Genomic DNA, 21055 nt, shown 5'->3' with positions numbered 1-21055 from the left:
ATGAATAAGCAGGAGTTAGTTGAAATGGTGGCGAAGGAATGTGAGATGTCAAAGGCTAACGGGGAAAAGGCAGTAAATGCTGTTTTAAATGGTATAAAAACTGGTGTTAAAAAAAATAAAGAAGTCAGACTGATTGGATTTGGTAGTTTCACGATAAAAGCAAGAAAAGCACGAAAAGGCCGTAACCCACAAACAGGCGCTACAATTAATATCAAAGCAAGCAAAGCGATAAAATTTACTCCCGGACAGGATTTTAAAAATATCGTAAATAAGTAATCGATTCGCTATTAAAATATATAAACAAAAAAGCAGGCTTTAGTGCCTGCTTTTTTATTGCCTGAAATAACATTCTTTATGCCTTCTCCGGAGAAGTCTCCACAGGTTCCAGGGTTTGCTGTCTGCGAACAACCCTACGCTCGTTTTCAGTAAGAAGCTTTTTCCTTAATCGAAAGGTTTTTGGAGTAATCTCTACTAGCTCATCATCCTCGATATATTCTAAAGCCATTTCCAACGAGAATTCTCTGGGTGGAGGAAGTTTAATACCTTTTTCTGCAGTAGCACACCGGATATTAGTAGCCTTTTTTGCCCTGATGACATTCACGGTAATATCGTTCTGCTCACAATGTTCACCTACAATCATCCCTTCGTACACTTGATCGCTTGGCTTTACGAACATTATACCCCTATCCAACAATCCATCTAGAGCATAAGTAGTTGCCTCACCTGTCGCCATAGAAATTAACACACCTTGTATCCGATGAGCAATATCGCCCTTATAAGGCTCGTAATCATAAAAATTATGGTACATTACAGCTTCACCACGGGTAGAACTTAAGATGCGGTTTCTCAGGCCAATTAAACCACGGGATGGTACCTTAAATTCAAAATGGGTTATATCCTTATCGGTATCCATACTAAGCATCTCTCCCTTCCGGGCACCTAATAAGGAGATAACTTGTCCTTCATATTCTTTCGGCACATCGATAACAACATATTCTATAGGTTCCGCCTTTTCCCCTTTTAGTTCCTTAAAAATTACCTTAGGCTTTGAAACCTGCATTTCATAACCTTCCCGCCGCATATTTTCAATCAATACAGATAGATGCAAAAGCCCGCGCCCTGAAATCCGGAATGCGTCTGGTGTCTCCGTATCTTCCACTTTAAGAGCTACATTCGAACGAAGTTCTCTATAAAGCCTCTCTCTCAAGTTTCGGCTGGTCACATATTTGCCATCCCGACCACTAAAAGGAGAATTATTGACAGAAAATATCATGGAGAGCGTTGGTTCATCGATACTAATTTTTGGCATTGCTTGCGGGTTCTCAAGAGATGCAATCGTATCACTAATGTCAATATTCTCAATCCCGGTTATAGCAACGATATCGCCAGCGCTAGCCGATTTTGTAGTTTGTCTTCCTAGCCCTGTAAAGGTAAATAGTTCTACCACTTTATGCACTGTTTGTTTACCATCTTTATCAATTCTCGTAACTTGCTGACCTGCATTAATACTACCCATGAATATTCTACCAATACCAATTCGACCAACATAATCATTATAATCTAATGAGGTTATTTGCATTTGCAGCGATCCGTTAGGGTCACCATTGGGCTTGGGAACATAGTGTAAAATAGCATCAAGTAACGGGGTAATATCCTTATTAGCTTCTTCCAGAGATAATTTTGCAAAACCTTCACGTCCGCTAGCATAAAGCACCATAAAATCCAACTGTTCATCAGTTGCATTCAGCTCGACAAAGAGATCAAAGACCTCATTCAACACTTCTACACAACGGGCATCGGGTCTATCAATCTTATTGATCACCACAAGAGGCCTTAAATTATAACTCAGTGCTTTACGAAGTACAAATCTTGTCTGAGGCATAGTTCCTTCAGCTGCATCTACCAGCAATAAGACACCGTCAGCCATCTTAAGAACACGCTCCACTTCTCCGCCGAAATCAGCATGTCCGGGGGTATCAATAATATTAATCTTTACCCCTTTATAATTAATAGCAGTATTCTTTGCTAAAATGGTAATACCCCGCTCACGTTCGAGATCATTGGAATCCATGATTCTCTCTACATTCTGTATCTGCTGATTGGCCCGGAATGTGCCGCTCTGTTTAAGCAATTGATCAACAAGGGTGGTCTTACCATGGTCAACGTGGGCAATAATTGCCACATTACGTATATCATCTCTTACTAACTGTGTCATGTTATTCCTCAAATATACCACATAATAATGCAACTAATCCGTAAAATTGCATATAAATAAAAAAAGCCGCAACGAAAAATCGTAGCGGCTTTACAAATATCATAGTAAATTATTAAGCCTACAACTACGCTACATAAAACGCTTTAAATTATTACAAATAAAATCTTTTTTGTCAATAAAAATACAGAGAGCTTGTGGTATTAAACATCTCTGGTATATTATTCTCTTATTACCTATGCATATGAATTCAGATCATCACTTAATACATTTTCATGAGACGTTACGCTAGCCAAAAGAACATGTGAGAATATCTGAAAATACCTTGAAAATAACCACCTTTTACCTTGCCCTGCATATTTATAATTATTAATATATAATTATGGTAATAGTCGCAGGAATTGATATCGGTTCAACTACCACAAAGGTAGTAATAATGCGGGACAACACGGTCCTTGGCTCAAGGCTCTCCTCCACGGGAGCTAATTGCAAAAGAACGGTAAAACAGCTACTCAGTAATGTGTTAGAAGAACATCATCTAAAAGAAGAAGAAGTCCAATATACTGTGGCCACAGGGTACGGACGCAGGATGATCTGTAGCAATGAGATTGTCACCGAAATAACGGCCAACGCGAGAGCAGCTAAATGGCTCATGCATGAAAAACAAATTGTAAAAACCATTATAAATATTGGCGGACAGGATTGTAAAGTAATCGCATTAGATAACAATGGCATAATGTTGGATTTTGCAATGAATGATAAATGTGCCGCTGGAACAGGTCGATTTTTGGAGGTTATGAGCCGAATCCTTGAGGTAGAATTAGATGAATTGGGTACATTATCTCAAAAGGCAGAGGATATACCACCCATAAATAGCTTATGCACAGTTTTTGGCGAGTCTGAGGTTATTTCCTTATTATCACAAGGAAGACAGGTACCTGATATAATTGCGGGTATCCACAAATCAATTGCTAAGAGGGTAGGCGCTATGGTTAAGAAAATTGGTATCAGAGAAGCTGTATTTTTCGATGGAGGTCCTGCCTTTAATCAAGGATTGAAGATTGCATTGGAACAGGAATTGGGAGTCAAACTGCATATCCCATCTGACCCACAAATTACTACAGCGTTAGGCGCAGCAATTATTGCTTACGAGCATTTTCTCAGGAAATCAAAGTAACAGGATTCTGCTATAAAAAGAGAAGATATTCTTTAAAAAGTCTATCTAATCACTACGTTTCTTCAAAAGTCTTTCCTCGTACTTTACCACAGTATCCTCTTGTTCCATAGTTTCAACTGAACCTGGTCTTCTTGTACGTACTTCCAGAATAGCTTTCCTCGCACTGCAACCTTTATTTACAAGGTAACAGGCTAACATAGTTCCTGTTCTACCAGCTCCAGCGTCACAATGAACAACAATCTTTTTCTTAGAAGATATAAGATTATTTACGAAATATAAGAATTCATCGATTTGTTCCTGAGTTGGTGATGTAAAATCAGCCACAGGAATATGTTTATATTCAAACCCAAACTCTTCTATTAAAGTTTTATGAAGCGGTACCTCCGTTAAGGAAACTATCGCTTCAATTCCATTATCTTTCAGGAATTCAAGATCTGTTACTATCGATATAGGTCTCCCCATACCGGCAATTTCGTCTTTTATCAGCCAACTAAAATTTCTAGGCATTGGTATCATTTAAAATATTGTTAAGCATTTCTCGGACTATTTCTAATGGCAAACCAACCGCATTTGTATAGCTACCACCCTGAATAGCATATGCACCGGCCTTGTCTAATGGTTCACCTGTTTGAATATATGCATCAATTTCCTCTTCAGTTATATGCCTAATTTTAATATATGTTCTTCCAATTCGCAATAATTTCTTTTTTAATGGCATATTTATTATGCATATACCCGATAGAACATCGTGCTCTGTACCACTCAGCATTGAAAGCATTCTTTTAGCATCATAGACATCTTTCGGTTTACCTAAAATAGCACCCTTACATGAAATAATGGTATCAGCAGCAATAATAATGGCATCGTCTACTCTTTTGGCAACATCATTTGCTTTTAGAAATGCAAGATTCTGAACCAGATCTGATGGTAAAATATCGCAGCAGACATCTTCTTCTATTTCATGCGGTATAATATCAAACTTATATCCTAATAATTTCAGCAAGGCAATCCGCCTTGATGAATTTGAGGCAAGCACAAAGCGTCTTTTCTGCATAATCTCCCTTGAATAAAAAACCCTCCTACTAAAGTACTTAGCAGGAGGGTAAGAGAATTGTTTATTTTAAAAATTAATACAGCGGCCCTTTTATTAAGCCGTGATGACTTCAGGCTTAACTTCTTCATCTATGCGTGTCTGACCTTCAACTAATTCAAAAATCACGCGGGATGCATTATCATTCAGTCTTCTTCCCAATAATCGTAATTTTCTATCCTTTCCTTCCATTTTATACTCAAGCACAGGCACCTTACCCACACTACTACCGGATAATACTCCTAACCGGGTACCGGATAACTTTAATATTCTTGTATATCCACCATTTCGATTCATGTACCCTTGAATGATACTTCCTGCTTCACGCCATTGTCCTTCTCCAAAAAGCTTTTCTACTACATCAGCATTTCCTAGTTTTGAGAGAACCTGACGATAGCAATGAACATATCCAGGTCTATCTGTATTCTTCTTTAATAACCCTTTCTTAACAATAGTAATAATTTTTTCAGCAAAAGATTTTGTCTCTTTTGCCTTTTCAAGTGTTGTTATGATTCTACCATATATAAAAAGGCTATTAGTAATATTCTGCCTTAACGCCTTTCTATGAGCAGAAGTCCTCGATAAGTGTCTTCCTCTCATTCCGTGTCTCATGGAATTATCCTTTCCCCTTTTCCATTTGTTTAGCTGCCACAGGCATTCCGATTGTTAAATTCAGCTGTGTTAATTTTTTCTTTACTTCTTTCAGTGTTGTTTTACCAAAATTCTTAATCTCGAGAAGTTGTTCTTCTTTTTTTGAAACGAGATCACCAACTGTTAAGATATTTGCAGTCTCAAGGCAATTTGATGCCCTTACTGATAAATCTAATTCAGTTATTGGAATACTAAGCTTTTTATTAAGTTCTTCCTCTGATATTTCGGGAACAGATTCAATTCCCATCCTTTTTTCGACTTGTTGTAATTCTCTCCCAATTTCAAAATACTGCACAAATGGATTTAAATGTTTTCTGAGAATCTTAGCAGCTTCAACAAGAGCCATCTCTGGAGAAACTACACCATTTGTCCATATTTCCATAATAAGTCTATCATAATTTGTTCTTCTGCCTACACGTGTTTCTTCAATAGCATAACGAACATTTCTAACAGGAGAAAACATAGAATCTAAAGCTATTAATCCAATTTCCTGCTCTTCAGATTCATTTTCTTCAGCGGTCACATATCCACGCCCTTTTTGTACCTGCATTTCTACGCTAAAATCTACATCCTCTGAGAGTGTTGCAATGTGCAGATCTTCATTTATAACCTCTACATTATCATCAGTAATAATATCTTTTGCTTTTACTTCGCCCTTCTTATTTGCCTCAATTCTTATCAATTTCGACTGATCCGTATGTAACTTAACAACGAGATTTTTTATATTCAACATTATATCTGTCACATCTTCAACAATGCCTGGAATATAAGTAAACTCGTGACTTATATTATTTATTTTGACAGATACAACAGCACATCCCTCTAACGAAGAGAGTAAAATTCTACGTAAGCTATTTCCTATTGTATGCCCAAAACCGCGCTCAAAAGGAGCTGCTATAAATTTACCATATTTATCGGTCAAAGTCTCTTTTTCCACATCCATACGGATTGGAAGTTCAAGACCTCTCCACCTTATTCGCATATTCTCCCCCTAATCCAATTAATAAGGGATTTTAAAATAAAATAAACCATTCGGCTTCAATAATATTAATGAGAAAATAAACTCCTGTGAGGCTATAATAATATTTGCTGAATTTACAACTTATGGAATGAAATGAACCGGCTAACCGTATTTATTTAGAACACAGTTCGACAATTAATTGTTCCTGAATAGGAACAGAAATATCGTCCCTCGTAGGGAGCTGTGTCACCACAGCCTCTAAGGTATCTTTTCTAAATTCTATCCAAGCAGGGGCATTTCGGCCTTTAACAAATTCAATATTCGATTTTATAATGTTTAGGCTCGATTCATCATTCTTCGGTTTTATAATATCCCCAGCCTTTACAAGATATGAGGCTATGTCTACCTTTTTATCATTCACGCTTATGTGGCCATGTTGTATAATTTGTCTACCTTGCTTTCTTGAAATAGCAAAAGAGACCAAATATAAAACATTATCTAATCTTCTCTCGAATATATTTAAAAGGTTTTCGCCTGTATTTCCCTTTTGTTTTTCAGCTTTTTTATAATAATTTTGAAACTGCCTTTCCAAAATTCCATAAAAACGCTTTATTTTTTGCTTTTCTCTAAACTGAATACCGTATTTTGATAACTTACCTCTACCCCAGGTAAATTGACCAGGAGGATACTTGCGTTTTGAGATTGCGCATTTTACTGTATCACACCTGATTCCTTTCAGGAATAATTTTTCACCCTCTCTTCTACACAATCTGCATTGTGGACCTACATATCTTGCCATATCGTTCCTTTCTCGAACCTCATTTTAAACTTATGTAAATCATGCTTATACTCTGCGTTTTTTTCTTGGCCGACAACCATTATGGGGAAGCGGTGTTACATCCTCAATCGCCTTCAAATTCAATCCTGAAGACTGAATTGCTGTAATAGCAGATTCTCTGCCGGGGCCTGGGCCCTTCACTCTAATTTCAATTTCCTGAACCCCATATTTTTTAGCTTTTTCAGCAGCGCTCGATGCTGCCTTCTGAGCAGCAAATGGAGTGCTCTTGCGCGATCCTTTGAAACCTACCGTACCAGCACTTGCCCAGCATATTGTTTCACCATTAACATCTGATATTGTAACATAGGTATTATTAAATGTTGCCTTAATATTCGCAATTGCTCGTGTAACATTATGTCTTGCCTTTTTCTTTACCGCAGTTGACATGATTAACTCTATTCCTCAAAATAAAAAAATTCTAACTTATTGAATTAAGAAATTTTCTTAACGTAATTCATATCCGCTAAAATAATCTTGTAAAATAAACTCGGTATGAAACATTTCATCCAAATTTTTATATTTATCCATATTATATTTTTTACTACCCTTTTTTCTACGGGCTATGATCATGAGATTTTTTGGGGTAAACTTAGGAGAAGTTACTTCCGTAAACTTCACATAGTAACCGGCTCCTGTCAAAAACTGCGCCCTTAAGGCCTCTGTTAAAATATCAGCAAAACGATATCTTAAAAGCCCAAAATCAGTTATATTCACTAAGGGGTGACCTATTTTTAAACGATTTCTTATTTGATTTTGGCAGCAAGGAACAACTGCAATATATTTAGCACCTAATTTAATCCCCTTAGCGATGGCCTCGTCTGTAGCTATATCGCACGCATGCAGCGCGATCACAATATCAACAGGCTTTTCAATTTGAACATTGATAATCCTATCGTTGATAAAATGCATATTTTGGTAACCAAGGTTATCTTTTGTCTGATTACATTTTTTTATAAGTATCTGATTAATATCTACCCCATAAAAGATTGTATTTATGGAAAACCGCTTTGAGAGAATATAATTGATGGCAAAAGATAAGTAGGACTTACCACATGAGCACTCAAGAAACACAACTTCTTTATCGATTTGATACGTTTGAATGATCTGTATAATTTGCTCACAAAAACCTACAACCTCATTAAATTTCTTTACATCACGATCATCGCCGGCTTGTTCAATATTCAAGGCTATAGCGTTCAGAAATTCTTTACTAGATCTCAATTCTTTCGCTATAGCTTCTTTATCCTCCATAAAAATCTCTTTCAGCATCCTTTATTTTAGCCAGGAAAGCATATCATTAACCTAATTCTTTCACGCTCTTCTTCCCGGCTACCGTCTTCTTACGACCTTTTCTGGTACGTGCATTTGTTTTTGTCCTTTGACCTCTAACCGGTAAACCGATTTTATGCCGTATTCCACGATAACAACTGATACTTTTCATGCGTGCAATATTCTGCATTTCCTGCCTGCGCAACTGACCTTCTGTAGCAAAGCTCTTCTCGATGTACCCGCTTATCATACTTAACTGATCTTCATGAAGATCCTTTGCGCGTATATTCTCATCGATATTAATATCTTTTAATATCTTTTCAGATAAAGCCTTTCCAATTCCGTAAATATAGGTAAGTGAAATAACTATTCTTTTATCTGCTGGAATGTCCGTTCCTGCAATTCTCGGCATTCATCAATCCTTTCTTAATGTGTTGTAAAATCAAACTTAATATATATAAACTATCCTTGCCTTTGCTTATGGCGGGGATTGGTGCAAATTACTCGAACAATCTTTTTTCGTCTTATTATTTTACAATTTTCACAGATTCTCTTTACAGAAGACCTAACTTTCATAATTTATTATTCCTACGTAACTAAAAATTATCAAATTTATATTAGACTTGCCTATAAATAATTCTACCTTTATCAAGATCATAAGGAGACATTTCAATGGTTACTTTATCACCAGGCAATATCTTAATAAAATGCATCCTCATCTTTCCAGAGACATGCGCGAGCACCTTATGGCCATTCTGCAACTCTACCCAGAACATTGCATTGGGAAGCGCCTCTTTTACAGTCGCCTCAACTCTTATTGGTTCTTCTTTTGCCATATTAAAAGCAACTTTATAAATAGTTTTCCTATTGTGTTAGAATATCCGCCCCATCTTCAGTTACAACGATCGTGTGTTCAAAATGGGCAGATAGTTTTCTATCCTTAGTTACTACTGTCCATTTATTACTTAAAACCTCGGTATCACACTTACCCATGCATATCATAGGCTCAATAGCAATAGTTACTCCAGGCATTAAAATCTCATCTGTTTCTAGTAATGATTTGCTCACAAAATTAGGTACTTGTGGATCCTCATGCATACATCTGCCAATTCCATGACCGGTATAGTTCCTTACAACAAAGAAACCATTCTTTTCCACATATTCTTGTATTGTTCTTGAGATTAAAGATAACTTTTCATTTGCTCTTGTGATTTCAATCGCTAAACTAAGCGACTTTTCACATACATCAAGGAGTTTTTTTGCCTCTAAACTAATCTCTCCTATAGGCATCGTAATTGCTGCATCTGCAATATATTTACGATAACCAACCCCTACATCTACGCTAAGAATATCACCATTTCTTAATTTCCTTTGATCCGGTACACCATGAACAACTTCCTCGTTTATCGAAGTACAGATGCTTTTCGGAAATCCTCGATAACCTTTAAAAACCGGTACACCGCCTTGGCTTATAATATATTTTTCAAGCTCAGAATTTAAATAATCTGTTGTTACATCTTGCTTTGCGATCTCTTTAACTAACCTCAGCGCATCTGCAGTAATTCTCCCGGCAGCCCTCATTAATTCAATTTCTCGAGGAGATTTCCTCACTATCAATTCAATTTACTCCAATGCCAAGTATTTTTTTTCAGACAAAGTATCAATAGTATCTAATATATTTTTTGTAATTACTTCTATACGTGCGTCGCTTTGAATCTCTTTTAAGATACCATTCTTCCTATAATAAGCTATCAAATCCTCAGTTTGTTCACGGTAAACCCTTAATCTTTCTAGCACCGTTTCAGGTTTATCATCTGCTCGCTGATTGAGAAAACCACCGCATTTATCACAAAATCCATCTCTTGTCGACGGAACGTACGTTACATGATAATTTGAGCCACAACTACCGCAAATTCTTCTCCCAGATAGACGAAGGACAATGCTTTCTTTGGAGACGGCAAAATGAAAAACGAGATCTAGTTTGTTTCCAAGTTCTTTTAACATTTCATCTAACACTTTTGCTTGAGATAAAGTTCTTGGGAATCCGTCTAAAATAAATCCGTTTGTGCAATCATTTTTCAAAATACGATCTTTAATAATATCAACGACGATCTGGTCAGGTACCAACAACCCCTTCTCAATATAATACCGTGCTTTTATACCTGTATCGGTACCTATCTCCACAGCTTCTCTTAACAAATTTCCGGAAGATATATGGGGCACCTTCTTCTCTTTAGAAATATTTTGTGCCTGAGTTCCTTTACCAGCTCCCGGAGGTCCAAGAAAGACGATCCTCATCCCATCCGTCCTCTAATTCTTGTGCCTCCACTTAAAAATCCACTATATTGCCTCATAATCATATGGGACTCAATCCTTTGCACCATATCAAGCGCCACTCCTACAATAATCAGCAATCCTGTACCACCGTAAAAGCCAGCTATAGCACGATTAAGCTCAAAACCTCCGGCAACAAGTTTAGGCAAGATCGCAATTAATGCTAAAAAGGCCGCCCCAGCCAGCGTAATCTTACCCATAATACTTTCTAAGTATTCTGCTGTTCTGTGTCCAGGCCTGATTCCTGGAATAAAACTTCCATAATCTTTCATATTATTAGACATTTCTTTAGGATTGAATTGTATAGCGGTCCAAAAGTAACAAAAGAAAGTTATAAGAAGTATGTAAAGTATAACATAAATTACGCCGCCTTGCAATATATCCGATAAACGAGAAGTCATCCAATAACCAACTGTTCCAGGATCTAGCCTTGCTTGTATGCCTTGCATAATTGCAGCCGGAAAAATCAACAGAGACTGAGCAAATATAATAGGCATTACACCTGCTTGATTCACTCTAAGCGGCAAAAAATGCCTTTGCCCGCCATACACCTTTCTTCCCCGTGTATGTTTTGCCTGCTGAACAGGTATTCTCCTTTGACCTTGTGTGATATATACAACACCACCAACAATCGCTAAGAACATACCTAAAAGGACAAGTAATTTCACAATACCAATCTGATGCTCTGCCGGAGTTACAGAGAATGTAAAGTTTTGTATAACTTGAGAGAAAGCCCACGGTAAACGTTCAATAATACCGACCATAATTACGATCGATATTCCACTCCCAATTCCGTGCTCTTCTATTTGCTCACCTATCCACATGAGCGTCATTGTTCCCGTAGTCAAAAGAAGCGCTGCCATCATTTGAAATCCAATACCCTGCAGATAGACAGGGATAACCGGCACTCCATTAAATTCTACGGTATAAAGTGTCCTCGTCATCACAAACGCCTGAAATAAGCAAAGCCCAACTGTTGCAAGGCGAGTATACTGATTAATTTTCTTCCTTCCTACCTCTCCCTCTTTTTGTAGTTTTTCCAGATATGGTATTACGCCAACCAGCAACTGGAATATAATAGACGCACTTATATAGGGCATAACACCTAAGCCGAAAATAGCACCTGAGGTCAACGCACCGCCTGCAAACATATCAACTAATCCTAGCAACTGTCCAACCCCAGTCTGCGTAAACTGGTGAAAATATGACTTCAATACTGTCGTATCAATTCCTGGTATAGGGATATAGACACCAACACGGCATAATGCTATTAAACCGAGGGTTATAAGTACTTTTTTTCTTAATTCCGGAATTCTGAAAATGTTTCCAAATTGTTCAATCATGATAAGATCTTTGCTTCTCCACCTGCTGCCTTAATCTTTTCTAAAGCAACTTTGCTAAATTTATTTGCAATAACTGTTAAAGGATTTTTTATTTCACCCTCACCCAAAACCTTTACACCATCCAAAACTTTCCTGATCAACCCCGCGTCTTTCAACTTCCCGAAGTCCACAATTGTATCTTTTTCAAACTGTGCGATGTCTTTTATATTGATTATTGCATACCTTTTTTTAAATGGATTATTGAAACCTCTTTTTGGCAAACGGCGGAATAGAGGAGTTTGTCCTCCTTCAAATTGAATCTTCGTTTCATTACCAGATCTGGCTGTTGCCCCTTTGCCACCCCTGCCAGAGGTTTTTCCTATGCCTGAACCCCTACCACGGCCTACTCTTTTTTTACGTTTTCTATAAAAAGGTATCGCTTTTATATCAGTAAGATTCATTCTATCTTTACTCCTCTTAATTCTTCAACTTCCTGCTTTGTCCTTAAAGCCTTTAATCCCATTAATGTCGCTTTCGCCACATTAAGAGGATTTCTCTTACCATAACATTTTGTTAATATATTTTTAATCCCTACTGACTCAAGTACAGCGCGGGAAGATGCACCAGCCTTAATGCCAGTTCCCGGCAAAGCTGGCTTTAAAAAAATACTTGCGGCTTTGTATTTTCCCCACATCAAATGGGGTATAGTATCACCAATAAGAGGAATTTTAACCATTTCTTTTTTTGCCTCTTTAACTGCTTTGCTTACAGCATTTGGCACTTCACGAGCCTTACCAAAACCAATGCCAACACTCCCTTTTTTATCACCTACAACAACAAGGGCACTAAAGCTCATAGATTTTCCACCCTTAGTTACTGTAGTACATCGGTTGATTCTCACAACCGTTTCTTCTAATTTTACAGGTTCTTCGATACGTCCCAAATGAATCTCCTTGCAAGAATCAAATATTTAGAAATCTAAATTATGCTTCCTAGCACTTTCCGCTAAAGCTTTTATCCTGCCGTGATATTTATAACCACCTTTATCAAAAACAACTTTTGTAATACCTTGACTCCTCGCTTCATCAGCAATCATTTTTCCCACAATCTCCGCAGCTTTAACATTTCCCCCATACCCAACCTGCGATTTAATATCAGCAGTTTGTGTAGAAACTGATACTAAAGTTTTTCCATCGACATCATTGATAATCTGGCAATAAATATGTTTCAAACTGCGATAAACACTTAAACGCGGCCTTTCACTAGTTCCAAACACCTTTCTTCTGACTCTATAATGACGTCTTGTTCTTTTATGCAATTTTTCTTTTATAAGATCCATAGTTAAAACCTATAAATAAGATATCCTAGGCTGCGCCTGATGTTAACGCTTTTCCAGCCTTTCTTCTAATAATTTCATCCTCATATTTAATACCCATCCCTTTATATGGCTCGGGTGGTTTCATCCCTCTGATTACAGCGGAAAACTGCCCCACTAATTGCTTATCAGAACCTGAAATCGTCATTTTAGCAGGATTCGTCGGGTTCTTGATATCTACCTTTAATCCTTTTGGTATTTCTAATTGGATAGGATGCGTATAACCAAGCGATAATACAAGATCTTTACCCTGCACCTTAGCAGTATATCCAAGCCCTACGATCTCAAGATTTTTAGAATAACCGACAGTAACACCTGTAACCATATTTGCAATAAGTGCACGTGTCAAACCATGCAATGCTTTATAACGTTTTTCATCTGATGGTCTATTTACAAGTATTTGCTTAGCTTCCTGATTATATGTTATCGTAATATCATCATGAAAAGTTTGACTTAGCTTCCCTTTTGGTCCTTCAATATTAAGGGTATTATTGTTGACTGATATTTTTACCTCTTTTGGAATTTTTACTGGTTGTTTTCCTATACGTGACATATAAAACCCTCTATTAACAAAAACTACTTAGTATACAACACAAAGAAGTTCACCACCGACTTTTAATTTTTTACAATCTTTATCACTAAGAACTCCTTTTGATGTAGAATATACAGCCGTTCCAATCCCACCAAATATCCTGCCAATATTGCTTACTTTTATATAAGCTCGCCTGCTCGATTTACTCACTCTTTCAAGCTTATTGATAAGTTGTTGCTTTAGTGGACCATACTTAAGATACACTCTAATCATATTTTTATTGCTAGTAATTGAAACCTCTTTAAACTCTTTAATGAAACCTTCATTTTTTAATACTTTTAATATTTCTAATTTTATCTTAGAAAATGGTATATCAACCGCCTCATATCGATTCTTATTTGCATTTCTAATACGAGTAAGCATATCAGAAATAGGATCCGTCATAGACATTCTTTTATTCCTTACTTTAACACGACCTGAATTATCAATTAATTTTTTACCAACTCGCCTTCTTTACCCCAGGAATCTCACCCTTGGAGGCTAAATTTCTAAAACAAATTCTACAGATTTGAAACTTACGATAATAAGCTCTCCTTCGCCCGCATAAATTACATCTATTATATCTTCTTGTCTTATATTTAGGCTCTTTTCTCGATTTTTCGATCAAACATTTCCTTGCCATTCATACTCCTTATTCTAACCTTAAAGGCATCCCTAATAATTTTAATAATTCGTAAGATTGTTCATTGGAATTACCGGTAATAACTAAAGTAACATCCATACCTTGCACAAATTCAATTGTATCAATGTTAATCTCAGGAAACACATTTAACTCTGTAAGACCTAGTGTATAATTTCCTCTGCCATCGAATGATTTTGAGGGGAGACCTCTAAAATCTTTTATTCTTGGTAACACAATACTAATTAGACGGTCCAAAAACTCAAACATCATCTTTCCACGGAGAGTTACCTTGCATCCAATAGGTTGATCCTCACGAAGTTTAAAACCAGATATTGCCTTCTTCGCTTTTGTAATAAGTGGTTTTTGACCAGTAATTAATGATAAATGTTTTACAGCTTCTTCAATAATTTTCTTATTATCGACTGCTTTACCCAGACCCATATTAATAACAATCTTCTGTATCTTAGGCACTGAAAATCTATTTTTATATTGAAACTTATTAATTAATTGTGGTACTACTTCTTCTTGATATTTTTGTAATAATCTCACCATTTTTAAAATCCCAAAAATCATTCAGCCGATAATATTTCAAACCCGCAATAAGCACAAACACGAAGCTTATTCCCATTCTCCAGGACCTTCTTCTTTGTCCGTACACCTTTTCCATTTTTTCCGCAGCTTTTATTTTGACAAACAGGTAATATATTCGATACAGCAATAGAAGCCTCTTTTTGCATTCTACCACCTTGAGGATTCTTTTGACTAGGCTTTGTGTGTTTGTAAACCAAGTTTACCCCTTTTATTACAACCCGTTTTTTATCCCGTAAAACTTTCATTATTCGTCCGGTTTTACCGGCTTCATTACCAGACATAACAGCAACTAAATCATTCTTACAAACATGCATAAAATTCTCCGTAGGTATGTGTGTTCTTATTTTATTTATTCTGAGACTATTTACACTACCTCAGCGGCTAGTGATATAATTTTCATAAAATTCTTTTGTCTTAATTCTCTGGCAACAGCACCGAATATACGTGTTCCTCTCGGATTTCCATCATTATCAATAATAACAATCGCATTCTTATCAAATTTCAAATACGAACCATCATCTCTCCGTATATTTTTTCTTGTACGCACAACAACTCCCTTTACAACATCCCCTTTTTTCACAACTCCATCAGGTATTGCCTTTTTAACAGCAGCAACTATAATATCACCAACCGTTGCGTATTTTCTACTTGTCCCCCCTAACACTTTTATGCATTTGGCTTTCTTAGCTCCACTGTTATCTGCAATCTCTAATTTTGTCTGTTCCATTATCATTATAGGAAACTCCCCTGTTATCTCATAATATAGTAATCTTATTTTGTTATAATCCTGACTAATTTTGTAGTTTTTGTTTTACTCAACGGTCTTGTTTCGATAATCTCTACCTTATCACCTATCTTTGCCTGATTATTTTCGTCATGAGTCTTATAGAACGAGGCCCTTTTTATATACTTACCATATTTTTTGTGCTTCAGAAGATTCACTACTTCAACTACTATAGTCTTCTGCATCTTATTCCCAACTACTGTTCCTATTATTTTTCTTCTCTTACCTCTTTTATCATCGCGCTCCATTTTAAACCTACTCCTTTTCACCGAGATGCTTATGTGCATAAGAATCCATTTCTCTTAATATGGTCAACAACCTTGCAATGCTTTTCCTAACACTCATTTTTTGAGCCGGATTTCTCGTCTCACCTGCTTGCCATTGAAATTTAATATTCAATAATTCACGCCTGCTAGCATCAACTTCTTCCAAAATTTCTTGTCTTGATTTACTTCTAATTTCACTAGCTTTCAAACTATTTTTCTCCTTTGTACGAGCCTTACTTTAACTGGCATTTTATGGGCCATTCTATTAAAGGTTTGCCTCGCTATTTCCTCATTTATACCACTAAGCTCATAGAGAATAGTCCCTGGTTTAACAACAGCTACCCATAATTCTGGTTCTCCTTTACCTTTACCCATACGGGTCTCTATAGGTTTGGATGTAACAGATTTATGAGGAAAAACCCTTATGGTTAACTTTCCTTCTCTAGGAAGCGAATGTGAAGCGGCCACCCTTCCAGCCTCAAGCTGTTGAGCACTAATCCACCCTGGCTCTAAAGATTGTAAACCGAATTCACCAAAAGCAACAGTATTACATCTTGTGGCATTTCCTTTAATTTTCTGCCTTTGCGACTTCCTGTACTTCACCCTCTTTGGCATCAGGCGCATATTTCTTCTCCTTCTCGGAACTAATTAATCCTTTATAAATCCATACCTTAACTCCAATCACACCATATGTTGTCTTGGCTTCAGCAAAACCATAATCAACATCAGCCCTCAACGTATGTAAAGGTATACTTCCAGATGTCATCTTTTCAGTCCTCGCAATCTCAGCACCACCCAATCTACCAGATACTTGGAGTTTCACACCTTTCGCACCTGCATCAAAAGAAGCTTCCATTGCTTTTTTCATAGTTCTTCTAAAAGCTGCACGCTTCACTAGCTGCTCAGCTATATTTTCAGCGACAAGCTGCGCATACAACTCAGGCTTATTAATTTCTTTTATTTTAATAACAACATCTCGGTTTATAAGTTTTTGTATCTCGTCTTTGAGCTTGTCAACCTCAGCACCCTTCCTCCCAATAATTAATCCAGGACGGGCTGTATGTAACGTTATTTTCGCATCTTGACGAGTTCTTTCAATATCTATAATTGGAATACCGGCAAAACTATAATTTTTCTTTATTGCTTTCCGTATTTTTTGATCTTCGACAAGCAAAGCTCCAAACGATTTTTTATCGGCATACCATAAAGATTTCCACTCTTGTGTAATACCTAATCTCAAGCCAATCGGACAAACCTTCTGACCCATTTTATCTCCTCACCTATTTTGATTATCAACATTTTTTGTCTTTTCGGATAACGTAATGGAAATATGGCTTGTCCTTTTTAAAATTCTCGCCGACATACCGCGAGGTCTCGGACGTTGCCATTTTCTCGTTGGCCCAGCATCCACTAAGGCTTGTTTTACATATAACGATTCAACGTCTACATCTATATTTTCATTCGCAGCGGCAACTGCAGCTCTTATTACCTTATCAACCATGTAAGATGCACGCTTATGAGTCAACCTCAAAATTCTCAATGCATCATTAACAGATTTGCCCCGGACAAGATCTATCACATACCGAGCTTTTCTTGGAGATATCCTCGCATATTTATAACTAGATTTATATTCCATGATGAAACAAACCTCTCAAAGCAATATTAAAAAACTTTTACCGTATACTAACCATGCGGTGTCTCTTTCTTTTTAACACCCCCATGTGCTCTAAAAATTCTTGTAAGAGCAAATTCTCCTAATTTATGTCCTACCATATCATCTGTAACAAAAAGCTTTTGAAATCCTTTACCGTTATGAATCATAAAAGTATGGGATACAAAATCCGGTACAATTGTACAACTTCTACACCATGTACGTATCGGCTCGCCACTTTTAATCTCTTTTTGTTTCAACACCTTCTTTAATAACTTACTATCAACGTATGGTCCCTTTTTTACTGAACGACTCATAACATCTCCTGGTACTGATTTTTCATTTATAAGTTACCTCTGGGTCCGATCCTTCTTCTACGAAGAATGAATTTATTGCTTAACGACTTCTTTTTCCTGGTTTTACCACCCTTCGCCAATAAACCTGTCCTGGAACAAGGATGTCTGCCACCACCACTTCTTCCTTCACCACCACCCAATGGATGCGCTACAGGATTTTGAGCTACACCTCTTACATGAGGTCTAATTCCCTTCCAGCGTTTCCTTCCTGCTTTTCCTAATCTTATATTCATATGATCAACGTTTCCAAGCGTACCTATCGTTGCTCTACACCCATCAAACACCTTCCTCACTTCTCCAGAAGGAAGCACAATATGCGCATAATTCCCCTCTTTAGCTAACAATTTAGCAGTGCCTCCCGCAGAACGCACCAACTGTCCACCCTGCCCGACACGTAATTCAATATTATGAATTTCCAAACCTAAAGGAATACTTCTGAGGGGCATACAATTTCCCTTTTCTGGCTCTACTTTATCACCGGACATTAACATTTGGCCGATATTTAACTTATCCGGGGCAAGTATATATCTTTTTTCACCATCAGCATAATGTAATAACGCAATACGTGCTGAACGATTAGGATCGTATTCAATACTAGCCACTTTCGCCGGAATATTATCTTTGTTTCTTTTGAAATCAACAACTCTATAATGCCTTCTGCTTCCACCACCTATATGTTCAGCAGTTATTTTACCTTCTGTGTTCCTACCACCTGTTTTTTTCAATGGTTTCAATAAGGATTTTTCAGGCTTTTTTTTGGTAATTTCTGAAAAATCTGAAACACTTGCAAATCTTCTTCCCGCAGTTACAGGCTTATAATATTTAATACCCATAATATTTATACTATACCTCTTGATTTATCCATTAAAACTAATAGCCAAGATCAATTGTATTTCCTTCTTTCAGTGTCACAATAGCCTTTTTCCAGTCCTTGGTCCTACCCAACCTGAACCTAACTCTTTTAGTCTTCCCTTTTCTGACTAACGTCCTGACTCCATCAACCTTCACATTAAAAAACTTCTCTACCGCTTCTTTTATTTGAATCTTATTCGCCTTTAGATCGACTTCAAAATGATAAGAGTTTGTTGCTTCACCATCAGCGACGCTTTTTTCTGTTCGTAAAGGTTTCTTTATTACGTGGTAACTATTCATAAGGTGTATAGCTCCTAATTTATACTATTTAAAGCTTCCCTCGTTATTAAAATCTTTTTCGGCTTAAGAACATCATACGCATTCAACTCCGCACTTGTCATAACTTTTACAGAAGGAATATTTCTGGCTGATTTCCAAACTATTTCATTTGCCTCTGGTAAAACTATCAAGCAACTACCCCCATTTATACCAAGGGCTTTCAGTATTCCAACCATTTGCTTGGTCTTTGGAGTATCAAATTCCAAACTTTCTAATACAAGTAGCTCGTTATCGCGAATTTTTGCTGTTAATGCAGAATAGAGAGCTAATTTTCTCGCTTTCTTTGGTATCGAATATGAGTAATCTCTAGGCCTGGGTCCAAACGATACACCTCCACCTTTCCAAATTGGTGAGCGAATACTACCGGCTCTAGCTCTCCCTGTATGTTTCTGCACCCATGGCTTTTTACCACCACCAGCAACCTCTCCTCTTGTTTTTGTGCAAGCTGTTCCCTGCCTCTTGTTTGCCTCATACATAATAACAGCATCTCGCAATAGCTTAGTACGGACAGGTCCCCCATACTTCTTTTCATTTAATTGTATGTTATTTACTTTTTCGCCTAATTTATTGTATACAAGTATTTCCATACTTTTTATTAACCTATCTTATTTGTTTTACTCTTTTTTAATATAAGGTAACTTCCTTTATGCCCAGGAATAGCACCTTTGACTAATAACAGATTTCTATCCCTGTCTATCTTAACAACACTGATATTTTTTATTGTCACACGCTCGTTACCGAGCCTTCCAGCCATCTTTTTACCACGAATTACCCGCCCAGGATCTGTATTGGAACCAATAGAACCAGGCGGTCTGTGCCGAGTTGAACCATGAGTATTAAGACCGCCCTTAAAGTTCCACCTTTTCATAACACCTGCATATCCTTTTCCCTTGGTTAAACCAACAATATCTAACATCTTTACCCCATCCAACATATCAATAGAAATGGTTTGGCCTAACTTAATGTCCGTGTTATCTTCAGGTATCACCTCTCTGATGAATCTTTTAGGTTCCAAAGAGGCCTTTGCTGCATGGCCGATTTCCGGCTTCTTGGCATTCTTCTTTTTTTTATTATCAAATGCCAGCTGAACTGCAGAATAACCGTCGTTTTCTATAGTTTTTATTTGCATTACATTGCAAGGTCCAGCTTGAATCACCGTTACTGGAATAAGCACACCATCTTCCGAGTATACCTGTGTCATTCCTATTTTTTTTCCAAGAAAACCATTTAACATCCTACCTTCACCTCGATCTTAAGAAATATTAATATTTCTAAACTTATGCTTTTATCTTAATCTCTATACCTGCAGGCATATTTATTTTATTTAGTGCATCCATAGTTTTTGCTGTAGGCTCAACAATATCAATCAATCTTTTATGTGTTCTAATCTCAAATTGTTCCCGAGATTTTTTATCAACATGCGGAGACCTTAACACAGTATATCTCTCAATGCGGGTTGGCAAAGGAACAGGGCCAAATACCTTTGCTCCGGTACGCTTTGCCGTTTCAACAACTTCCAAAGCTGATTGATCTAATATTCTATGATCATAAGCCTCCATTCGTATTCTTATAATTTGATCCAGCACTATAATACTCCAATAAAGAAACCAGTAAACTCTAATAGCAAAAGGGCTTAGTTTACCATATATTCAAAAATAAACAAGAACAAAATCAATTTATTCAATAATTTTTGTAACGACGCCAGCGCCGACTGTTTTTCCACCTTCTCTGATAGCGAATCTTAATCCTTCATCCATCGCTACGGCTGTTAAA

Annotated in this window: 37 protein-coding genes; 2 read left to right on the top strand and 35 right to left on the bottom strand. The window is 37.0% G+C overall.

Features of this window, described 5'->3' with window-relative positions:
• Complete coding sequence (locus FBQ94_RS04750) at nt 1–276, top strand: HU family DNA-binding protein (protein WP_007221938.1); 276 nt, start codon at nt 1–3, stop codon at nt 274–276.
• Nucleotides 277–352: 76 nt separating this feature from the next.
• Here the strand turns inward: FBQ94_RS04750 and typA are convergent, their stop codons facing one another.
• Nucleotides 353–2215 (bottom strand): translational GTPase TypA, encoded by a 1863-nt coding sequence (gene typA / locus FBQ94_RS04745; protein WP_007221937.1) that lies wholly within the window; start codon nt 2213–2215, stop codon nt 353–355.
• 379 nt (nt 2216–2594) lie between these two features.
• Between typA and FBQ94_RS04740 the strand changes: the two genes are divergently transcribed.
• Nucleotides 2595–3389: an acyl-CoA dehydratase activase gene (locus tag FBQ94_RS04740; RefSeq protein WP_007221936.1), complete on the top strand. Its 795-nt coding sequence runs from the start codon at nt 2595–2597 to the stop codon at nt 3387–3389.
• Between the two features lie 45 nt (nt 3390–3434).
• On the opposite strand, the gene FBQ94_RS04735 is transcribed toward FBQ94_RS04740, so the two are convergent.
• The 34 genes from FBQ94_RS04735 to FBQ94_RS04570 all read right to left on the bottom strand — a co-directional run.
• Nucleotides 3435–3896: a dual specificity protein phosphatase 23 gene (locus FBQ94_RS04735; RefSeq protein ID WP_007221935.1), complete on the bottom strand. Its 462-nt coding sequence runs from the start codon at nt 3894–3896 to the stop codon at nt 3435–3437.
• A complete protein-coding gene (locus FBQ94_RS04730; protein ID WP_285442010.1) occupies nt 3889–4443 on the bottom strand; it encodes a Maf family protein in 555 nt (184 codons plus the stop codon). The genes FBQ94_RS04735 and FBQ94_RS04730 overlap by 8 nt, the downstream gene beginning before the upstream one ends.
• Before the next feature lie 93 nt (nt 4444–4536).
• Complete coding sequence (rplQ, locus tag FBQ94_RS04725; RefSeq protein WP_007221933.1) at nt 4537–5091, bottom strand: 50S ribosomal protein L17; 555 nt, start codon at nt 5089–5091, stop codon at nt 4537–4539.
• Between the two features lie 4 nt (nt 5092–5095).
• Nucleotides 5096–6112, bottom strand: a complete 1017-nt coding sequence (locus FBQ94_RS04720; protein WP_007221932.1) for a DNA-directed RNA polymerase subunit alpha — start codon at nt 6110–6112, stop codon at nt 5096–5098.
• A gap of 151 nt (nt 6113–6263) precedes the next feature.
• The gene (rpsD, locus tag FBQ94_RS04715) at nt 6264–6890 is read right to left on the bottom strand and encodes a 30S ribosomal protein S4 (protein ID WP_007221931.1); all 627 of its coding nucleotides are present in this window, start codon (nt 6888–6890) and stop codon (nt 6264–6266) included.
• A gap of 45 nt (nt 6891–6935) precedes the next feature.
• Nucleotides 6936–7316 carry a 30S ribosomal protein S11 gene (gene rpsK, locus FBQ94_RS04710; RefSeq protein ID WP_007221930.1) on the bottom strand — a complete coding sequence of 127 codons (381 nt, stop codon included), beginning with the start codon at nt 7314–7316 and terminating at the stop codon, nt 6936–6938.
• Nucleotides 7317–7373: 57 nt separating this feature from the next.
• On the bottom strand, nt 7374–8180 hold the full coding sequence (locus FBQ94_RS04705) for a class I SAM-dependent methyltransferase (protein WP_007221929.1): 807 nt from the start codon (nt 8178–8180) through the stop codon (nt 7374–7376).
• Nucleotides 8181–8226: 46 nt separating this feature from the next.
• Nucleotides 8227–8610 carry a 30S ribosomal protein S13 gene (gene rpsM / locus FBQ94_RS04700; protein ID WP_007221928.1) on the bottom strand — a complete coding sequence of 128 codons (384 nt, stop codon included), beginning with the start codon at nt 8608–8610 and terminating at the stop codon, nt 8227–8229.
• A 50-nt stretch (nt 8611–8660) separates the two neighbouring features.
• The gene (gene rpmJ / locus FBQ94_RS04695; RefSeq protein WP_007221927.1) at nt 8661–8774 is read right to left on the bottom strand and encodes a 50S ribosomal protein L36; all 114 of its coding nucleotides are present in this window, start codon (nt 8772–8774) and stop codon (nt 8661–8663) included.
• 41 nt (nt 8775–8815) lie between these two features.
• A complete protein-coding gene (gene infA / locus FBQ94_RS04690; protein WP_007221926.1) occupies nt 8816–9034 on the bottom strand; it encodes a translation initiation factor IF-1 in 219 nt (72 codons plus the stop codon).
• A gap of 28 nt (nt 9035–9062) precedes the next feature.
• Nucleotides 9063–9815 (bottom strand): type I methionyl aminopeptidase, encoded by a 753-nt coding sequence (gene map / locus FBQ94_RS04685; RefSeq protein WP_040543713.1) that lies wholly within the window; start codon nt 9813–9815, stop codon nt 9063–9065.
• 6 nt (nt 9816–9821) lie between these two features.
• On the bottom strand, nt 9822–10496 hold the full coding sequence (locus FBQ94_RS04680) for an adenylate kinase (protein WP_007221924.1): 675 nt from the start codon (nt 10494–10496) through the stop codon (nt 9822–9824).
• On the bottom strand, nt 10493–11875 hold the full coding sequence (gene secY / locus FBQ94_RS04675; RefSeq protein WP_007221923.1) for a preprotein translocase subunit SecY: 1383 nt from the start codon (nt 11873–11875) through the stop codon (nt 10493–10495). Before secY ends, FBQ94_RS04680 begins: the two co-directional genes overlap by 4 nt.
• Nucleotides 11872–12315 (bottom strand): 50S ribosomal protein L15, encoded by a 444-nt coding sequence (gene rplO / locus FBQ94_RS04670; protein WP_007221922.1) that lies wholly within the window; start codon nt 12313–12315, stop codon nt 11872–11874. The genes secY and rplO overlap by 4 nt, the downstream gene beginning before the upstream one ends.
• A complete protein-coding gene (gene rpsE / locus FBQ94_RS04665) occupies nt 12312–12797 on the bottom strand; it encodes a 30S ribosomal protein S5 (RefSeq protein WP_007221921.1) in 486 nt (161 codons plus the stop codon). The genes rplO and rpsE overlap by 4 nt, the downstream gene beginning before the upstream one ends.
• 27 nt (nt 12798–12824) lie before the next feature.
• A complete protein-coding gene (gene rplR / locus FBQ94_RS04660; RefSeq protein WP_007221920.1) occupies nt 12825–13193 on the bottom strand; it encodes a 50S ribosomal protein L18 in 369 nt (122 codons plus the stop codon).
• Nucleotides 13194–13218: 25 nt separating this feature from the next.
• Nucleotides 13219–13782 carry a 50S ribosomal protein L6 gene (rplF, locus tag FBQ94_RS04655; protein ID WP_007221919.1) on the bottom strand — a complete coding sequence of 188 codons (564 nt, stop codon included), beginning with the start codon at nt 13780–13782 and terminating at the stop codon, nt 13219–13221.
• 27 nt (nt 13783–13809) lie between these two features.
• Nucleotides 13810–14211, bottom strand: a complete 402-nt coding sequence (gene rpsH, locus FBQ94_RS04650) for a 30S ribosomal protein S8 (RefSeq protein WP_007221918.1) — start codon at nt 14209–14211, stop codon at nt 13810–13812.
• Between the two features lie 46 nt (nt 14212–14257).
• A complete protein-coding gene (locus tag FBQ94_RS04645) occupies nt 14258–14443 on the bottom strand; it encodes a type Z 30S ribosomal protein S14 (protein WP_007221917.1) in 186 nt (61 codons plus the stop codon).
• A 9-nt stretch (nt 14444–14452) separates the two neighbouring features.
• Complete coding sequence (gene rplE, locus FBQ94_RS04640) at nt 14453–14995, bottom strand: 50S ribosomal protein L5 (RefSeq protein ID WP_007221916.1); 543 nt, start codon at nt 14993–14995, stop codon at nt 14453–14455.
• 17 nt (nt 14996–15012) lie between these two features.
• The gene (rplX, locus tag FBQ94_RS04635) at nt 15013–15348 is read right to left on the bottom strand and encodes a 50S ribosomal protein L24 (protein WP_007221915.1); all 336 of its coding nucleotides are present in this window, start codon (nt 15346–15348) and stop codon (nt 15013–15015) included.
• A gap of 50 nt (nt 15349–15398) precedes the next feature.
• Complete coding sequence (gene rplN, locus FBQ94_RS04630) at nt 15399–15767, bottom strand: 50S ribosomal protein L14 (protein ID WP_007221914.1); 369 nt, start codon at nt 15765–15767, stop codon at nt 15399–15401.
• 38 nt (nt 15768–15805) lie between these two features.
• Nucleotides 15806–16066 (bottom strand): 30S ribosomal protein S17, encoded by a 261-nt coding sequence (gene rpsQ, locus FBQ94_RS04625; protein ID WP_007221913.1) that lies wholly within the window; start codon nt 16064–16066, stop codon nt 15806–15808.
• A 7-nt stretch (nt 16067–16073) separates the two neighbouring features.
• Nucleotides 16074–16292, bottom strand: coding sequence for a 50S ribosomal protein L29 (gene rpmC, locus FBQ94_RS04620; RefSeq protein ID WP_007221912.1), 219 nt, complete (start codon nt 16290–16292; stop codon nt 16074–16076).
• A complete protein-coding gene (rplP, locus tag FBQ94_RS04615; protein ID WP_040543712.1) occupies nt 16289–16708 on the bottom strand; it encodes a 50S ribosomal protein L16 in 420 nt (139 codons plus the stop codon). The genes rpmC and rplP overlap by 4 nt, the downstream gene beginning before the upstream one ends.
• Entirely contained in the window at nt 16653–17351 is a 699-nt protein-coding gene (gene rpsC / locus FBQ94_RS04610) for a 30S ribosomal protein S3 (protein ID WP_007221910.1), read from the bottom strand. The genes rplP and rpsC overlap by 56 nt, the downstream gene beginning before the upstream one ends.
• 9 nt (nt 17352–17360) lie before the next feature.
• Nucleotides 17361–17720, bottom strand: coding sequence for a 50S ribosomal protein L22 (rplV, locus tag FBQ94_RS04605; RefSeq protein WP_007221909.1), 360 nt, complete (start codon nt 17718–17720; stop codon nt 17361–17363).
• A 47-nt stretch (nt 17721–17767) separates the two neighbouring features.
• Entirely contained in the window at nt 17768–18052 is a 285-nt protein-coding gene (rpsS, locus tag FBQ94_RS04600) for a 30S ribosomal protein S19 (RefSeq protein WP_007221908.1), read from the bottom strand.
• Nucleotides 18053–18078: 26 nt separating this feature from the next.
• Nucleotides 18079–18924, bottom strand: coding sequence for a 50S ribosomal protein L2 (rplB, locus tag FBQ94_RS04595; protein WP_007221907.1), 846 nt, complete (start codon nt 18922–18924; stop codon nt 18079–18081).
• Between the two features lie 37 nt (nt 18925–18961).
• On the bottom strand, nt 18962–19243 hold the full coding sequence (locus FBQ94_RS04590) for a 50S ribosomal protein L23 (protein ID WP_007221906.1): 282 nt from the start codon (nt 19241–19243) through the stop codon (nt 18962–18964).
• A 14-nt stretch (nt 19244–19257) separates the two neighbouring features.
• The gene (gene rplD, locus FBQ94_RS04585; protein WP_007221905.1) at nt 19258–19869 is read right to left on the bottom strand and encodes a 50S ribosomal protein L4; all 612 of its coding nucleotides are present in this window, start codon (nt 19867–19869) and stop codon (nt 19258–19260) included.
• Between the two features lie 8 nt (nt 19870–19877).
• Nucleotides 19878–20516: a 50S ribosomal protein L3 gene (rplC, locus tag FBQ94_RS04580; protein ID WP_007221904.1), complete on the bottom strand. Its 639-nt coding sequence runs from the start codon at nt 20514–20516 to the stop codon at nt 19878–19880.
• A 43-nt stretch (nt 20517–20559) separates the two neighbouring features.
• Nucleotides 20560–20871 (bottom strand): 30S ribosomal protein S10, encoded by a 312-nt coding sequence (rpsJ, locus tag FBQ94_RS04575; protein WP_040543711.1) that lies wholly within the window; start codon nt 20869–20871, stop codon nt 20560–20562.
• An 87-nt stretch (nt 20872–20958) separates the two neighbouring features.
• Nucleotides 20959–21055: EF-Tu C-terminal domain-related protein (locus FBQ94_RS04570; protein WP_285442014.1), on the bottom strand; the 97-nt coding region annotated here is incomplete at its 5' end.

Source organism: Candidatus Jettenia sp. AMX1 (assembly GCF_030263775.1).
Taxonomy (GTDB): Bacteria; Planctomycetota; Brocadiia; order Brocadiales; family Brocadiaceae; genus Jettenia; species Jettenia caeni.
The sequence above is the reverse complement of the archived record's forward strand: the minus strand, read 5'-3'. Positions and strand labels throughout refer to the sequence as shown.

Excerpts from the sequence above, each read along its gene's own strand:
- FBQ94_RS04750 (WP_007221938.1), top strand. The coding sequence starts at position 1 with ATGAATAAGCAGGAGTTAGTTGAAATGGTGGCGAAGGAATGTGAGATG.
- typA (WP_007221937.1), bottom strand. The coding sequence starts at position 2,215 with ATGACACAGTTAGTAAGAGATGATATACGTAATGTGGCAATTATTGCC.
- FBQ94_RS04740 (WP_007221936.1), top strand. The coding sequence starts at position 2,595 with ATGGTAATAGTCGCAGGAATTGATATCGGTTCAACTACCACAAAGGTA.
- FBQ94_RS04735 (WP_007221935.1), bottom strand. The coding sequence starts at position 3,896 with ATGCCTAGAAATTTTAGTTGGCTGATAAAAGACGAAATTGCCGGTATG.
- FBQ94_RS04730 (WP_285442010.1), bottom strand. The coding sequence starts at position 4,443 with ATGCAGAAAAGACGCTTTGTGCTTGCCTCAAATTCATCAAGGCGGATT.
- rplQ (WP_007221933.1), bottom strand. The coding sequence starts at position 5,091 with ATGAGACACGGAATGAGAGGAAGACACTTATCGAGGACTTCTGCTCAT.
- FBQ94_RS04720 (WP_007221932.1), bottom strand. The coding sequence starts at position 6,112 with ATGCGAATAAGGTGGAGAGGTCTTGAACTTCCAATCCGTATGGATGTG.
- rpsD (WP_007221931.1), bottom strand. The coding sequence starts at position 6,890 with ATGGCAAGATATGTAGGTCCACAATGCAGATTGTGTAGAAGAGAGGGT.
- rpsK (WP_007221930.1), bottom strand. The coding sequence starts at position 7,316 with ATGTCAACTGCGGTAAAGAAAAAGGCAAGACATAATGTTACACGAGCA.
- FBQ94_RS04705 (WP_007221929.1), bottom strand. The coding sequence starts at position 8,180 with ATGGAGGATAAAGAAGCTATAGCGAAAGAATTGAGATCTAGTAAAGAA.
- rpsM (WP_007221928.1), bottom strand. The coding sequence starts at position 8,610 with ATGCCGAGAATTGCAGGAACGGACATTCCAGCAGATAAAAGAATAGTT.
- rpmJ (WP_007221927.1), bottom strand. The coding sequence starts at position 8,774 with ATGAAAGTTAGGTCTTCTGTAAAGAGAATCTGTGAAAATTGTAAAATA.
- infA (WP_007221926.1), bottom strand. The coding sequence starts at position 9,034 with ATGGCAAAAGAAGAACCAATAAGAGTTGAGGCGACTGTAAAAGAGGCG.
- FBQ94_RS04680 (WP_007221924.1), bottom strand. The coding sequence starts at position 10,496 with ATGAGGATCGTCTTTCTTGGACCTCCGGGAGCTGGTAAAGGAACTCAG.
- secY (WP_007221923.1), bottom strand. The coding sequence starts at position 11,875 with ATGATTGAACAATTTGGAAACATTTTCAGAATTCCGGAATTAAGAAAA.
- rplO (WP_007221922.1), bottom strand. The coding sequence starts at position 12,315 with ATGAATCTTACTGATATAAAAGCGATACCTTTTTATAGAAAACGTAAA.
- rplR (WP_007221920.1), bottom strand. The coding sequence starts at position 13,193 with ATGGATCTTATAAAAGAAAAATTGCATAAAAGAACAAGACGTCATTAT.
- rplF (WP_007221919.1), bottom strand. The coding sequence starts at position 13,782 with ATGTCACGTATAGGAAAACAACCAGTAAAAATTCCAAAAGAGGTAAAA.
- rpsH (WP_007221918.1), bottom strand. The coding sequence starts at position 14,211 with ATGTCTATGACGGATCCTATTTCTGATATGCTTACTCGTATTAGAAAT.
- FBQ94_RS04645 (WP_007221917.1), bottom strand. The coding sequence starts at position 14,443 with ATGGCAAGGAAATGTTTGATCGAAAAATCGAGAAAAGAGCCTAAATAT.
- rplE (WP_007221916.1), bottom strand. The coding sequence starts at position 14,995 with ATGGTGAGATTATTACAAAAATATCAAGAAGAAGTAGTACCACAATTA.
- rplX (WP_007221915.1), bottom strand. The coding sequence starts at position 15,348 with ATGCATGTTTGTAAGAATGATTTAGTTGCTGTTATGTCTGGTAATGAA.
- rplN (WP_007221914.1), bottom strand. The coding sequence starts at position 15,767 with ATGATAATGGAACAGACAAAATTAGAGATTGCAGATAACAGTGGAGCT.
- rpsQ (WP_007221913.1), bottom strand. The coding sequence starts at position 16,066 with ATGGAGCGCGATGATAAAAGAGGTAAGAGAAGAAAAATAATAGGAACA.
- rplP (WP_040543712.1), bottom strand. The coding sequence starts at position 16,708 with ATGCGCCTGATGCCAAAGAGGGTGAAGTACAGGAAGTCGCAAAGGCAG.
- rpsC (WP_007221910.1), bottom strand. The coding sequence starts at position 17,351 with ATGGGTCAGAAGGTTTGTCCGATTGGCTTGAGATTAGGTATTACACAA.
- rplV (WP_007221909.1), bottom strand. The coding sequence starts at position 17,720 with ATGGAATATAAATCTAGTTATAAATATGCGAGGATATCTCCAAGAAAA.
- rpsS (WP_007221908.1), bottom strand. The coding sequence starts at position 18,052 with ATGAGTCGTTCAGTAAAAAAGGGACCATACGTTGATAGTAAGTTATTA.
- rplB (WP_007221907.1), bottom strand. The coding sequence starts at position 18,924 with ATGGGTATTAAATATTATAAGCCTGTAACTGCGGGAAGAAGATTTGCA.
- FBQ94_RS04590 (WP_007221906.1), bottom strand. The coding sequence starts at position 19,243 with ATGAATAGTTACCACGTAATAAAGAAACCTTTACGAACAGAAAAAAGC.
- rplD (WP_007221905.1), bottom strand. The coding sequence starts at position 19,869 with ATGGAAATACTTGTATACAATAAATTAGGCGAAAAAGTAAATAACATA.
- rplC (WP_007221904.1), bottom strand. The coding sequence starts at position 20,516 with ATGTTAAATGGTTTTCTTGGAAAAAAAATAGGAATGACACAGGTATAC.